Source organism: Streptomyces sp. 796.1, from assembly GCF_047525675.1.
Taxonomy (GTDB): Bacteria; Actinomycetota; Actinomycetes; order Streptomycetales; family Streptomycetaceae; genus Streptomyces.
The window spans coordinates 43870-57573 of the sequence record NZ_JBLIWA010000026.1 but is presented as its reverse complement, the minus strand read 5'-3'; the positions used below and the strand labels follow the sequence as shown (position 1 = coordinate 57573).

Below are 13704 nucleotides of genomic sequence, written 5' to 3'. Positions count from 1 at the left end.
GTCACGACTCCTGGATGAGGTCGGTGGGGCTGTCTTCGGGGGAACTGGCCGGGGCCGGATCGGCGGCGGCGGGCGGCGCTGCGGAGGGTCCGGCGGACGGCTCTGCGGAGGACCCGGCGGTAGCTGGGGGCCGCTCGCCGGGGCCATATCGTACGGGCGGGAAGTCGGGGCTCTGCGACGGGCGGACGGCCAGCGTCCGGTCCGGGCGCAGGGTGATCAGCAGGTGGTGGCCCCAGGCGTCGTCCCGGTCCGGGCAGTCCTCGCGCCAGTGGCAGCCGCGGGTCTCCGCACGCCGCAGCGCCGCGGTGACCAGCGCCCGGGCGACCAGCAACAGGTTGGTGGCCTCCCAGGTCTCCACGCCGGGCTCGGCAGTCTTGCCGTCGGTGGCGAACGCCTGCGCGGCGTCCTCGTGCAGCCGGTCGAGCTGCTCGGCCGCCCGGCGAAGGCTCGCTCCGGAACGCAGCACTCCGGCCCCCGTCGTCATGATCCGCTGCACGGCGAACCGTGCTTCGGGGGCGAGCAGGGGGTTCGGGTGGGAGGGCTGTGCCGTGGGGATTCCGGTGTCCGCGGTGGGGCTGGGGGGCTCGGTGGTCGCGGTGTCGGCCGCAGGCGTGCCGGCGGGAGCGGTGCTGGCGAGGTCGGTGCCGGCGGGGGGCGTGTTGGCGGGCGGCGTGTTGGCGGGAGCCGCCCCACCGGGAGCGGTGCCGTCCGGCAGGGGCCGCGCCGTGATGTCGGCCGCGATGCGCTCCGCGAAGACCAGCCCTTCGAGGAGGGAGTTGGAGGCCAGCCGGTTCGCGCCGTGCACGCCGGTGCAGGCCACCTCGCCGCAGGCGTACAGGCCCGGCACCGTCGTACGGCCGCGCAGGTCGGTCCGTACGCCGCCGCTGGCGTAGTGCGCGGCCGGGGCGACCGGGACCGGCTCGGTCACCGGGTCGATGCCGTGCGCCCGGCAGGCCGCGAGGATCGTCGGGAAGCGCTGCTCCCACATGGCGGCGCCGAAGTGCCGCGCGTCCAGGTACATGTGCTCGGCGCCGCGCTCCTGCATGCGGCGCGTGATGCCCTTGGCGACGATGTCGCGCGGGGCCAGCTCCGCGAGTTCGTGCTGGCCGACCATGAACCGGGTGCCCTCGGCGTCCACCAGGTACGCGCCCTCGCCGCGCACCGCCTCGGAGATCAGCGGCTGCTGCCCCTCGGCGTCCGGGCCGAGCCACAGCACCGTCGGGTGGAACTGGACGAACTCCAGGTCGGAGACCTCGGCGCCGGCGCGCAGCGCGAGCGCCACGCCGTCGCCGGTGGAGACCGCCGGGTTGGTGGTCGCCGAGAAGACCTGGCCCATGCCGCCGGTGGCGAGCACGACGTGCCGGGCCCGCACCGCCCCGACGCCGTCCCGCTGGCCCTCGCCCATCACGTGCAGGGTCACGCCCGCGGCCCGGCCCGCCCGGTCCCTGAGCAGGTCGAGCACGAGGGCGTTCTCGATGGTCTCGATCCGGCCGGGGCGCACGGCGGGGACAGGTGCGGCCGGGGCGGCCGGGGCTTGCGGTGCGTCCGCGGCTTGCTGCGCGTCCGGTGTCGGTACGGGGGCCGGGGTCGGCGCCGGCGCGCCCGCCGCGCGGACGGCCTCGACCAGCGCCCGGGATACCTCGGCGCCGGTCGCGTCACCGCCCGCATGGACGATGCGCCGGCGGTGGTGACCACCCTCACGGGTGAGCAGGATCTCGCCGGTGGCGGCGTCGCTGTCGAACTGCGCCCCGGTGGCGATCAGTCGGTGTACGGCGCCGGGGCCCTCGGTGACCAGGGTGTGCACGGCCGCCTCGTCGCACAGCCCGGCGCCCGCGACGAGCGTGTCGTCCCGGTGCTGCGCGGGCGTGTCGCCCTCGCCCAGGGCCGCGGCGATGCCGCCCTGCGCCCAGCGCGTGGACCCGTCGTCGAGCCTGGCCTTGGTGACGACGGTGACCGCTGCGCCCGCCGCGGCGCAGCGCAGCGCCACCGTCAGCCCGGCCACGCCGGAGCCGACCACCACCACGTCGGCGTCGATCGCCCAGCCCGGTTCGGGCGCGTACAACCGCACGCCGGAGTCGTGGGCCGCGCCGGGGTCCACGCCGTCGCCGGCCGCGGCGTCCGAGAAGCCCGCGGCACCCGTGGCGTCCGTGGCGTCCGCGGGATGCATGCCCGCAGCGTCCGCGGGATGCGTGCCCGCGCGCGCGTGGTCGGTGCGGGGTCCTGCCCCAGGCTGGTCGGTCATGATCTGTCTCCCCGGCCCGCGAACTCCAGGCGGATGTTGTCGATGAGGCGGGTGGTGCCGACCCGGGCCGCGACCGCGAGCACCGCCTCGCCCACGTAGCCGTCGTCGACCTCGGTGAAGTCGGCCGGGTCGACCAGCGCCAGATAGTCGAGGACCAGCGGCGGATCGGCGCTGGCCGCCTCGGCCAGCACGGCGCGCGCGGCCTCCCGCACGGCGCCGGGCGGCACCAGGTCCGCGGGCCGCGATGGCGTCTCGGGCGCGGGCCTGGCGCGGGTGGCGGCGCCCGCGACGGCGTGTCCGACCCCCGGGTCGGGGCGGCCGGGGCCGGTCGCGGCGGCGCCCGACCTGCCGTTGAGGCTCGGGGCCACGCCCGCCGTCAGCTCCGTCTCGCCCATCGGCGGCGTGCCGCTGGGCGGCGGGGTCGTCGAGCCGGTCAGTGCCGTGCGCCCGGCGAACAGCGCCCGGGAGAGCGCGAGGGCCGTGCCGCGCTCGGCGGCCGACAGGTAGCGGTTGCGGCTGGAGAGGGCGAGGCCGTCGTCTTCGCGCACGGTGGGGATGCCGACGATCTGCACGGGGAAGTTCAGGTCGGTGACCATGCGGCGGATCAAGGCCAGTTGCTGGGCATCCTTCTCACCGAAGAAGGCCAGGTCAGGGCGGGTGAGGTGGAGCAGTTTGGCCACCACGGTGAGCACCCCGTCGAAGTGCCCCGGCCGGGACGCCCCCTCGTACCGCTCGCCCATCGGGCCCGCGGCGAGCCGCACCTCGGGCTGGCCGCCCGGATACACCTCGTGCACCGGCGGCGCCAGCACGATGTCGGCGCCGGCGTCGGCCGCCACCCGGAGGTCGGCGTCCAGGGTGCGCGGGTAGCGGTCGAGGTCCTCGCCCGCGCCGAACTGGAGCGGGTTGACGAAGACGGTGACCGTGACCAGGCCCTCATCGCCCACCCGGGCGCGCGCGGCGCGGATCAAGGTGGCGTGCCCGGCGTGCAGCGCGCCCATCGTCATCACCACGGCCGAGCGGCCGGGCGTCGGATACGGGCCGAGCGCCTCGCCGTACTCACGGACGCTGGTGCACAGCTCCACGTCCGGCTCGCCGGCCACCGGCTCGCTCCACCGTCGCGGGGTCATCGGCCGCCTCCACTCGTCCCGTTCGCACTGTCCGTCCCCCCGCTGCCGCCCGGTGGCCCGTCGTCCGCACGGTGGGCCAGCACGTCCAGCAGGTCCTCGGCGAACTCGGGCTTCAGCAGGCCGTGCGCGAGCGCCCGGTCCGCCGTCGTACGCGCCATCGCCAGATAGCTCGGCACGGCCTGCGGTGCGCGCCGGCGCAGCTCGGCCACGTGCGCGGCCACCGTGCCCGCGTCGCCGCGCGCGACCGGGCCGGTCAGCGCGGCGTCGCCGCTGCGCAGCGCGTTGTCCAGGGCGGCGCCGAGCAGCGGGCCGAGCATCCGGCCGGGGGCCGCGACGCCCGCTTCCTGCAACAGTTCACGGGCCTGCGCGACCAGCGTGACCAGGTGGTTCGCGCCGATGGCGAGCGCCGCGTGGTACAGCGGGCGGGCCTCTTCGGCGATCCACTCGGGCTCGCCGCCCATCTCGATGACCAGCGCCTCGGCGGCGAGCCGCAGCTCATCGGGGGCGGTGATGCCGAAGGCGCACCCCGCGAGCCGGTCCACGTCCACCGGCGTGCCGGTGAAGGTCATCGCCGGGTGCAGCGCGAGCGGCAGCGCGCCCGCCCGCAGCGCGGGGGCGAGCACGGCCGTGCCGTGCCGCCCCGAGGTGTGCACGAGCAGTTGCCCCGGGCGCACCGCGCCCGTCTCGACCAGCCCTGTGACCAGGTCGGGCAGCGCGTCGTCAGGCACCGTGAGCAGCACGAGCTCCGCGCGGGCCAGCACCTCGGCCGGGGTGACCAGGGGCACCCCGGGTAGCAGCGCGGCGGCCCGCCGCCGGGAGGCGTCGGAGACGCCGGATGCGGCGACCGGACGGTGCCCGGCCAGCTTCAGCGCGGCGGCGAGCGCGGGTCCGACCCGGCCCGCGCCGACGACTCCGACGGTGAGCCGGGCGGGCCTGTCCTGGGGTTCGGGGATGGTGGGTGGATTCACGGGGCGACGGCCTTCCGTTCCAGTCCGCGAGGGGTACCGGACGTTTGAGCGCCATGCTACGCGAGTGCCCCCGGCGATCCCCTGGGACGTCCTCAGCCTGTGGATAACTCGGCGGCCACCATCTCTGACCTGCGGTTTACGCTCCGGCTTTGCGGGGTCTCGGCCCCCCGTCGACGGGCGAGCCAGCCGCCGGCGGCCCCGCGGCGGGGCGCCCGCACCCGTACTCCCGTACGGGCCGTTCGGGTCGAGCCCGACCGCCCAACGCGCCCCGTACCAACCGTCCATGCACCGCCCCGGGGCCCGTCGCAAGCCCCGTCACGCGGCAACCAGCCCCCACCCCACCAGCCAACTTCCGCACCCGCACCGCCCAGGCCCGCCCGGCCGCGCCCCACGCCCCTCGTGCCGGCCCCGCCTCGTACCGCGCATCGGCAACCGCCACGGCCGACCGCGCCCCAGCCGCTCCCGACCCCGCACCCCGCACCCCGCACCCCGCTCAATGCCCCCGTACTGCCCAGGCCCCCGCCCCGTACCGCACTCAGCAACCAGCCCGCACCGATCGCGCCCCGGTGCTGGTGTGCGGGGTGGTGGGGTGGTGCCGGCGGCGCAGGGTGTGGCGGACGGCGTGGAGCAGACGGGTCAGCGGGCCGCCGGTCGCGGCGCGTTCCGCGATCACGGCCTGGAATCTGCGGTACTCGCGGACCTCGGCGGCCACCCGCCAGTCGTGCCGGCCCGGCGCGGGCGGAGCGGGCACGCCCTGTTGTGCGCTGCGGTAGAGGTCGAGTGCGTACTGCTGCGTGATGTCCATGGCTTCACCGTGCGGCAGCCTGAGCGCGGCCGTCGCTTCGATTGACGAAGGCCGTCAAGTGGACGTTGACCTGGGGCATCGGCAGTGCACAGTAGGAGGGTGAGCCTGACCATCGACATCGCGGGGCTGTCCCCCGAGCGCATCGTCTTCGCCCCCTCACCCCTGGCGGAGCTGAGCGCGGCGCTGCACGCGCTGGCCGAGCCGGCGCACCACCCGGGGTTGCACAGTTGGACGACCACCACCGCGTGCGCCCTCAAGCCGGAGCTGGCCGACCGGCTCCAGGAAGCGGACTTCCTGTGGCGCACCACGCGCTCCGACATGCTGTTGCCGCCCAACCCCGGCGCCACCCTGACCGAGGACCTGGACCGGCTCGACGAACTCCCCGAGGAGCAGTTCGTCATGGCGGCGCTGGAGATCTCCTGCTCGGCGCAGTACGGGACCGCGCGGCCCAACCCGCTGCACGACGGGGCCGAGCGCGAGCGCACCCGGGAGCGCGCGGCGGCGCGCGGCCCGGCCCAGGCAGCCTTCGTGGAACGCATCCTGGCCGACCCGCCGGCCGTACGGGCCTGGCTCCGCCGCCTCTTCGAGGACTGTGAGCAGGCGTTCTTCGGGGACACCTGGCAGCGGGTGCGGTTCCAACTCGCGGCCGACGCCCGGCACAAGGCGGAGTTGCTGCGCCACAAGGGGCTCGCCGAAGCGTTGGCCGCGGTCTCGCCGGCGCTGACGCTCGACACGGAGCGGCAGCAGATCGTGGTGGACAAGCTGGTGACCGGCAGGACCAGCGCGACCCAGCCGGGCGACCGGCACGGGATCACGTTCGTGCCGACCGCGTTCGGCTGGCCGCACCTGCTGGTGCTGCACGCGCCGGGGTGGAAGCCGGTCGTGCACTACCCGGTCAACTCGCCCGAGCTGCCCCGCCCGCAGGCGCTGGACATCGTGCAGCTCCGCCTGGAGGCGGTGGCCCACCCGGTCCGGATGAAGCTCTGCCGCACCCTGGCCCGCGGCGCGCACACCACCGGCGAGCTCGCCACCGCGTACGACATCACCGCGCCCGAGGTTTCGCGGCACATGGCCGTGTTGAAGAAGGCCGGGCTGCTGTCCACCCGACGGCGCGGCCGGTACGTACTGCACCACCTCGATCTGACGGCGATGGCCCGGCTCGGCACGGACTTCCTGGAGTCGGTACTGCGGTGAGGCGGCGGGCGGGAGCGCGGACCGGCGCGCCCGCGTCCCCCACGCGCCGCGCCACGTCACAGGTCCCACCCGCGCGCCGCGCCAGGTCCCACGTCCCACCACGCGCCGCACCAGGCCCCGTACGCCGCGCCGCGCCACGCCAGGTCCCGCCGCGCACCGCGCCCCCGGTCGCCGCTACGACGCCGTACCGCCGGCCCTGACCAGCCCCGTCTCGTACGCCAGCACCACCACCTGCACCCGGTCCCGCAGGCCGAGCTTGGTGAGGATGCGGCCCACGTGGGTCTTCACGGTCGCTTCGGAGAGCACCAGCTTGGCCGCTATTTCGCCGTTCGACAGGCCCTGGGCGACCAGCAGCATCACCTCGCGCTCGCGGTCGGTGAGCTTGCTGACCTCGGAGCGCTCCGCCTCGGCCGAGCCGGTGCTGCTGGGCAGCATGGGCGTGAAGCGGTCGAGCAGCCGGCGGGTGGTGCTGGGGGCGACCACCGCGTCACCGCTGTGCACCGCGCGGATGGCGGTGAGCAGTTCGGCGGGCGGCACGTCCTTGAGCATGAAGCCGCCGGCGCCCGCCTTCAGCGCGGAGAACGCGTACTCGTCCAGGTCGAACGTGGTGAGGATGAGCACCTTGGGCGCGTTCTCGGCGCGGCAGATGCGGGCGGTGGCCTCCACGCCGTCGAGCCGCGGCATGCGGACGTCCATCAGGACGACGTCCACCTGCGTGGACCGCAGTACCTCAAGCGCTTCGAGGCCGTCGCCAGCCTCGGCCACCACGTCCATGTCCGGCTGGGCCGCGAGCACCATGCGGAAGCCGGTCCGCAGCAGCACCTGGTCGTCGACGAGCATCACACGGATCGGCATCGGTTCGGTCGCTTTCTTCAGGTGGTCGTCGAGCGGGGTCTTCGGGTGATCATCGAACGAGGTCTTCGGGCGACCGTCGAGCAGGGTGGGCGGCGCTTCGGACGGTTGGCGTACGGGCCGGCCGGGCCCGGTCAGGCCCGCGGGCCGGGGGCGGGTCGGCAGCCGATGGGCGCGGGCAGGTGCCCGCCGTGGTGGGGGACGCTACGCGACGCCCCGCGGGCCCCGCTCACCGCCCTCACCTCCCCGGTTTCAGCGGCAGCACCGCGCTGACCCGGAACCCGCCGCCGCTGCGCGGCCCCGCGTCCAGACTGCCGCCGACCATCCCGACGCGCTCGCGCATACCGATCAGACCGTGGCCGAGGCCGTCGGCGCCGCCCGTCTCGTACAGTTCGCGCCCGGCCCCCCGGCCGTCGTCCTCGATCAGCAGGTCGAGCTCACTGCCCGCGTACACCAGGCGCACGGTCGCGCCGGCGTGCTGGCCGCCGTGCTTGCGCGTGTTGGTGAGCGCTTCTTGCACGATGCGGTACGCGGTCAACTCCACACCGCTGTCCAGCGGGCGCGGGTCGCCCTCCACCTTGAAGTCGACCGGCAGCCCGGCCCCGCGCACCTGCTCTATCAACTCCGCCAACTGCTCCACGCCCGGCTGCGGCACGTACTCGCCGCCCTCGGCGCCCTCCCCCGTACGCAGCACGCCCAGCAGCCGCCGCATCTCGGCCAACGCCTGCCGGCCGGTGCCCGAGATCGTCTCCAGGGCCTGTTTGGCCTGGTCGGGGGCGGCGTCCAGGACGTAGGCGGCGCCGTCGGCCTGCACCACCATCACCGACACGTTGTGCGCGACCACGTCGTGCAGCTCGCGGGCGATCCGGGCGCGCTCGCCGGCGACGGCCACCTTGGCCTGCGCCTCGCGCTCCCGCTCCAGCCGGGCGGCGCGCTCCTCCAACTGGGCGTAGTAGGCCCGGCGGGTCCTTATCGAGTCGCCGAGCACCCAGGCGAGGGCGAACGGGATGGTCATGAAGAAGACGGAGACGATCGACTGCCACTCGGTCTCGGTTTCCGGCGGCCAGCGCACCGCGGCGATCGAGGGGGCGATGAGGCCGCCTCCCAGACCGAGCCAGGAGGACCAGCGGGCGCCGTCGGCCGCACAGGTGTAGATCAACACCAGCATCGCGAAGTCGGCTGGGTTGACCTCCACGTCGGTGATCAGTTGGAGGACGCCGACGCCGGCGCACACCAGCAGCATCTTCTCCGGCGCCTGCCGGCGGAACGCACTGGCCAGGCAGAGCGTGCCGCACAGCACGCCGCTCGCTGCCACCGCCATGGGCCCAGGGTGGTTCCGTTCGTTGTCCTGCACGATCCAGAGCAGCGAGACGGCCGCCAGCATGACGGCCCAGAAGCCGTCCACACCGGTCGGGTGTCTGCGGAGGAAATCGTAGAGACGCTGCACGTCACCCAGCGTAGGCAGGGGAAGTAAGTGCAGAGGTCAACCGGACGGTCGATCCGGTACGCACCGGCGTACTCCGCAAGGTGGAGATCGAGCGCTCGCTTTCCTCCGTATTGCTGCCCCGTATGAGCAAAAGTGCAGGTCAGCGAGGCGCCGGTGGAAGGGATGAGCCCGGCGTCGGATCGGTGGGGCGTATCTCACGCCCGGGCCGACCGTCCGGGCCGCCGGCCGGCCCGCCGCGGCGAAACCGGTCGTACGGGGCGCATCGGCGGCCCACGGGCGCGCGGGCGCGCCACCGGCCGCCGGACCGGCGGCCGGGAGCGGCGAAGATGGGAGCAGAGCGGGTACGCGCTCGACGCCGGCCGGGCACGGCCGGGACCCTCAGCAGCGGAGAGAACGGCCGGACCAGGTGGAACAGACAGGCCCTAGGACGGAACCACCCGAACCATCCGACGAGGCGAATGACGCGGGCGCGGCCCCCCGCCCCGCGGGGCGGTCCGCGGAGGACGTCGGATGGCGGGAGGCGACCGAGTCCGCGCTGTACGGGCCGAACGGCTTCTACCGGCGCCCCGAGGGCCCCGCAGGTCACTTCCGTACCTCCGTCCACGCCTCGCCGCAGTACGCGCAGGCCATCGCCACCCTGCTGACCCGGGTGGACGCGGCGCTCGGCCACCCCGCCGAACTCACCCTGCTCGACGTGGGCGCCGGCCGCGGCGAACTCCTCCGTGGCGTGCTGGCCGCGTTGGATGCGGTGGCCGCGGTGGACGTGGTCGATGCGGTGGGTGCGGTGGGTGGTCCCGCGTGTGGTGAGGCCAGCGGCGCTGCCGGGGAGGCGGGCGCCACCGCTGGCGGGGGCGGCGTCGCGCGCGGGCTCGTGGGCAGGCTCCGGCCGTGTGCCGTCGAGCGCGCCGAGCGGCCGGCCGGGCTCGACCCGCGCATCGAGTGGCTCCCCGAGCTGCCCGCGCCCGGCTCGCTGACCGGCCTGTTGATCGCCAACGAGTGGCTGGACAACGTGCCGCTCGACGTGGTCGAAGTGGCCGCGGACGGCATGCCGCGCCTGGTGCGGGTGGCGCCGGACGGTACGGAGCGGCTGGGCGGGCCGGTGTCGGCCGCGGACGCGGCATGGCTGGCTGCGTGGTGGCCGCTCGGCCCGGAACCGGGGCTGCGCGCCGAACTCGGGGCACCCCGCGACGCCGCCTGGGCCCGGGCCGTGGCCTGCCTGGACGCCGGGCTGGCGATCGCCGTCGACTACGCGCACGAGCGCGCGGAGCGCCCCCCGTACGGCACCCTCACCGGCTTCCGCGCCGGCCGCGAGGTCCGCCCCGTACCGGACGGCTCCTGCGACCTGACCGCCCACGTGGCACTGGACGCCTGCGCGGCGGCGGGCGCCCGCGCGGCCGGGGCGGCCGAGACCCCGACCCCGACCCCGGGCCGAGGCGCCGCAGCCCCCACCATCCGGACCCAACGAGCAGCCCTGCACGCGCTCGGCGTGCAGGGGCGGCGACCGCCGTTGGCGCAGGCCAGCAGCGACCCGGTGGGCTATCTGCGGGCGCTGGGCGCGGCCGGTGCCGCGGCCGAGTTGACCGACCCCGCGGGCCTCGGGCGCTTCCGCTGGCTGTGTCAGCCCGTACGGGGACTCGCCGTCGACCGGGTACTCCCCCGGCCACCCCGGGACGCGGCCGAAACCCGTCGGGGCGAGCTGAGAGACTAGGGCGCATGACGGAGACGACAGTCGGCATCGGCGGAGCGGCGGAGAGCACCGACATGGTGCTCAACATCGGGCCGCAGCACCCGTCGACGCACGGCGTGCTGCGGCTGCGGCTGGTGCTCGACGGCGAGGTCATCACCCACGCGGAGCCGGTCATCGGCTACATGCACCGCGGTGCGGAGAAGCTGTTCGAGGCGCGCGACTACCGCCAGATCATCATGCTCGCCAACCGGCACGACTGGCTCTCCGCCTTCTCCAACGAGCTCGGCGTGGTGCTCGCCGTCGAGCGGATGCTCGGCATGGAGGTGCCCGAGCGCGCGGTGTGGACCCGCACCCTGCTGGCCGAATTGAACCGGGTACTCAACCACCTGATGTTCCTCGGCTCGTACCCCCTCGAACTGGGCGGTATCACCCCGGTCTTCCACGCCTTCCACGAGCGCGAGGAGCTCCAGGCCGTCATGGAGGAGATCTCCGGCGGCCGGATGCACTTCATGTTCAACCGGGTCGGCGGCCTCAAGGAGGACCTGCCCGCCGGTTGGCTCGGCCGGGCGCGCGCGGCGGTGGCCGAGGCGCGTTCGCGGATGGACGTCTATGACCGGTTGGTGCTCGGGAACGACATCTTCCGGGCCCGCACCCGCGACGTGGGCGTGCTCACCGCCCAGTCGGTGCACGGGTACGGGGTCAGCGGCCCGATCGCCCGCGCCTCCGGCGTCGACTTCGACCTCCGCCGCGACGAGCCGTACCTCGCGTACGGGGAACTCCGCGACACGCTGCGCGTCGTCACCCGCAGCGAGGGCGACTGCCTGGCCCGCTTCGAATGCCTCCTTGACCAGACGCACAACTCGCTCGACCTCGCCGACGCCTGCCTGGACCGCATCGCCGACCTGCCGCCCGGCCCGATCAACCAGCGGCTCCCCAAGGTGCTCAAGGCCCCCGAGGGGCACACCTACGCCTGGACCGAGAACCCCCTCGGTCTCAACGGCTACTACCTCGTCTCCAAGGGCGAGAAGACCCCCTACCGCCTCAAACTGCGCTCGGCCTCCTTCAACAACATCCAGGCCCTGACCGACCTGCTCCCCGGCACCCTGGTCGCCGACATGGTCGCCATCCTCGGCTCGCTGTTCTTCGTCGTCGGCGACATCGACAAGTAGGGCGAGGAGAGCGAGGAGGGGCGGGTTCGCTCCGTGCGGGCCGGGGGCTGCGCGGGCCGGGGGCTGCGCGGCCCCGGGCCGTACGAGGCCCTACGGGCCCCCGGGCCGGTCCGCCGGACGGCTCTCGCAACGCCCGAAACGCCGCCGGCCCGGGCCTCCTTGAGGTCCGGGCCGGCGTGCGGGGTACGGCGTCAGGAGATGGCGCCGCGGAGTTCCGCCATGTCGATCTGTTCGGTCTCGTCGTGCGCCGTCAGGTCGATGACGCCCTCGCCGTCGGCCGCGGTCTGCTCCTCGGCCGCCTCGGGGGCGACCGGGGCGTCCTGGGCGTGCGCCACATGGTCCGCGATCGCCTCCGCGCCGACCACGTCCGCGAGGTCGTCCTCCAGCGCGGCGGGCGGTTCCTGCGCCGTCGCCGTACCGAAGAAGTCGAACCCACCGACGGCCCGGGAGGCGGGCCGATGCTGCGGGGCGCGCCGCGCCGGTGCCTGCTGCCCGGTGGGCGCGGGCGCTGCGGTGGGTACGGGCGCTGCCGCGGGCGCGGGCGCTGCCGCAGCCGGCGGGCCCGCCGGGGCCTCGGCCCGGCTGTGCTCCGACGCGGTCGGCGCGGTCGCCTCGGTCGGCCGGGCGGTGGTCTGCCCCGCGCCCGCCGCCGGCGCCTGCCCGGTGGGGAACTGCGGGCCCGTCACCTGCCGGACTCCGGTGGGCGGTACGGGCACCTGCGCGGCGGGGGCGTGCACCGCGGGCACCACGGCGACGGCCGGCGCCACCGCGGCAGCCGGTGCCGTGCGCGGCGGCACCATGGCCGGCGGCACCGGCGGGATACCGGTCGGCGGAACCGGCGGCACCGGGCCGGACGTCGCGGGCCGCACCACGGGCGCGGCGGCAGCGGGCGCGACGGCCGGGACCACCGCGGCGGCCGGCTCCACCCGCACCCGCGCCGCCGGGGCGACGCCACCGCGCTCATCACGCTCGGTCTGTTCGCCCTGCTCTCCCTGTTCGTTCTGCTCGCCCTGGGCGCGCTGCTCGTCCTGGGCGCGCTGGTCAGGGCCGGCCTGGTCCGCGGCGCCAGCCGTGGCCGCCGGGGCGTCCGGGCGCTCGACCAGGGCCGGCATCGCACCGGGCAGCCGCCCCGCACCGGCCGCCGCCGGGACGTCCCCACCGGTCACGGGCGCCGCATCGGACGCCGGAACGGTCGTGGCGGCGCCGCCCGCCGCCCCGGACTCGTCAGCCGCCCGGTCAGCAACCCCGTCGGAGAGCCCGGCAGACGGCCCGTCGGACCGTTCGGCAGCCGACTCGACGGGCACGTCACCAGCCGCGACGGCGCCGGCGCCATCGACAACATCGACGTCACCGGCCACACCGGCCGCACCAGCCACGTCCGACGGTCCGGCTACGGCCACCGCAGCCGCATCCGCCTCCGCCTCCGCACGCTGACGCGCCGCGTTGCGGGCGAAGTCGCGCAGGGCCGCCGCTGCCTGTTCGTACGCGGCGGGCCCGAGCCGCACTACGGACCCGGCGAGCTCAGCAGGCTCAACGGCCTCCGTGGGCTCAGCCGCCTCGTCGGACTCGGCCGACCGCGCGGCCCCGCTAGCGTCCGCCGCACGCGCAGCCGCGGGCGGGAGCGCCGCGGCCGAACGGCGGGCCGCGCCGCGGGCCTCCCGCGCGCCGACCGCGGCGCCGGCCTGCGCGTCGGCAGACAGGTCCGCGGACGCCTCAGCGGACGCGGGCTCCACCTCGTCCCGGGGGGAGCCGACGGCGAGCCGGCGGCGGTCCTCCAACGTCTTGGCGCGCGCGGTCTCCGCGGTGGCGTAGCGGCGGAGCAGCGCGGCGTGCTCGTTGCGCAGCCGGGCCAACTCCGCGCGCCGGGCGCGCAGCTTGCCCTCCAGCTTGTTGCGCACCGCACGGGCCTGCTCGGCGCCCGTCTCCAGTTCGGCCACGCGTTCCTCGGCCCGCCACTCGTCCCGCAGCCGGGCGCTGTTGAGGTCGGCTACCCGCTTGCCCGCAGCGTTGTCCCAGCGGCGCAGCAGCACGGCCCCGACGATCGCGGTCACCGCGGCGAGCGTGGCGAGCGAACGGACGAGGAGGGGCTCACCGACCAGCCAGGCCGCCGCGGCACAGGCGGTTGACACGCCTGCCACGGTCAGCGGAGGGAGCAGCCGGTGCAGAGGCGGGGAATGACGATGGCGTCCACGTGGCATGGCCTGAAACTTACC

Annotated in this window: 10 protein-coding genes; 3 read left to right on the top strand and 7 right to left on the bottom strand. The window is 75.6% G+C overall.

Annotated elements, in window-relative coordinates; genetic code table 11:
• Position 1: 1 nt before the first annotated feature.
• The 4 genes from ACMA1D_RS18895 to ACMA1D_RS18880 all read right to left on the bottom strand — a co-directional run bounded on the left by ACMA1D_RS18895 (position 2) and on the right by ACMA1D_RS18880 (position 5142).
• Positions 2-2242 carry an L-aspartate oxidase gene (locus ACMA1D_RS18895; RefSeq protein WP_414725171.1) on the bottom strand — a complete coding sequence of 747 codons (2241 nt, stop codon included), beginning with the start codon at positions 2240-2242 and terminating at the stop codon, positions 2-4.
• Positions 2239-3369 carry a pantoate--beta-alanine ligase gene (gene panC / locus ACMA1D_RS18890; protein WP_414725170.1) on the bottom strand — a complete coding sequence of 377 codons (1131 nt, stop codon included), beginning with the start codon at positions 3367-3369 and terminating at the stop codon, positions 2239-2241. Before panC ends, ACMA1D_RS18895 begins: the two co-directional genes overlap by 4 nt.
• Positions 3366-4337 (bottom strand): Rossmann-like and DUF2520 domain-containing protein, encoded by a 972-nt coding sequence (locus ACMA1D_RS18885; protein ID WP_414725169.1) that lies wholly within the window; start codon positions 4335-4337, stop codon positions 3366-3368. Before ACMA1D_RS18885 ends, panC begins: the two co-directional genes overlap by 4 nt.
• A 535-nt stretch (positions 4338-4872) precedes the next feature.
• Complete coding sequence (locus ACMA1D_RS18880; RefSeq protein ID WP_414725168.1) at positions 4873-5142, bottom strand: hypothetical protein; 270 nt, start codon at positions 5140-5142, stop codon at positions 4873-4875.
• A gap of 99 nt (positions 5143-5241) precedes the next feature.
• Here ACMA1D_RS18880 and ACMA1D_RS18875 point away from each other — a divergent pair, with 99 nt between their 5' ends.
• The gene (locus tag ACMA1D_RS18875; protein WP_414725167.1) at positions 5242-6336 is read left to right on the top strand and encodes a DUF5937 family protein; all 1095 of its coding nucleotides are present in this window, start codon (positions 5242-5244) and stop codon (positions 6334-6336) included.
• A gap of 174 nt (positions 6337-6510) precedes the next feature.
• On the opposite strand, the gene ACMA1D_RS18870 is transcribed toward ACMA1D_RS18875, so the two are convergent.
• The gene (locus ACMA1D_RS18870) at positions 6511-7191 is read right to left on the bottom strand and encodes a response regulator (RefSeq protein WP_414725166.1); all 681 of its coding nucleotides are present in this window, start codon (positions 7189-7191) and stop codon (positions 6511-6513) included.
• Positions 7192-7426: 235 nt separating this feature from the next.
• Positions 7427-8635, bottom strand: a complete 1209-nt coding sequence (locus ACMA1D_RS18865) for a sensor histidine kinase (protein WP_414725165.1) — start codon at positions 8633-8635, stop codon at positions 7427-7429.
• 535 nt (positions 8636-9170) lie between these two features.
• Between ACMA1D_RS18865 and ACMA1D_RS18860 the strand changes: the two genes are divergently transcribed.
• Together ACMA1D_RS18860 and ACMA1D_RS18855 are read left to right on the top strand one after the other, a co-directional pair.
• Complete coding sequence (locus ACMA1D_RS18860; protein WP_414725211.1) at positions 9171-10343, top strand: SAM-dependent methyltransferase; 1173 nt, start codon at positions 9171-9173, stop codon at positions 10341-10343.
• Between the two features lie 5 nt (positions 10344-10348).
• Positions 10349-11491, top strand: a complete 1143-nt coding sequence (locus ACMA1D_RS18855; RefSeq protein ID WP_414725164.1) for an NADH-quinone oxidoreductase subunit D — start codon at positions 10349-10351, stop codon at positions 11489-11491.
• A gap of 191 nt (positions 11492-11682) precedes the next feature.
• Here the strand turns inward: ACMA1D_RS18855 and ACMA1D_RS18850 are convergent, their stop codons facing one another.
• Positions 11683-13620, bottom strand: coding sequence for a hypothetical protein (locus ACMA1D_RS18850; protein ID WP_414725163.1), 1938 nt, complete (start codon positions 13618-13620; stop codon positions 11683-11685).
• Positions 13621-13704 lie beyond the last annotated feature (84 nt).

Excerpts from the sequence above, each read along its gene's own strand:
- ACMA1D_RS18895 (WP_414725171.1), bottom strand. The coding sequence starts at position 2,242 with ATGACCGACCAGCCTGGGGCAGGACCCCGCACCGACCACGCGCGCGCG.
- panC (WP_414725170.1), bottom strand. The coding sequence starts at position 3,369 with ATGACCCCGCGACGGTGGAGCGAGCCGGTGGCCGGCGAGCCGGACGTG.
- ACMA1D_RS18880 (WP_414725168.1), bottom strand. The coding sequence starts at position 5,142 with ATGGACATCACGCAGCAGTACGCACTCGACCTCTACCGCAGCGCACAA.
- ACMA1D_RS18870 (WP_414725166.1), bottom strand. The coding sequence starts at position 7,191 with ATGCCGATCCGTGTGATGCTCGTCGACGACCAGGTGCTGCTGCGGACC.
- ACMA1D_RS18855 (WP_414725164.1), top strand. The coding sequence starts at position 10,349 with ATGACGGAGACGACAGTCGGCATCGGCGGAGCGGCGGAGAGCACCGAC.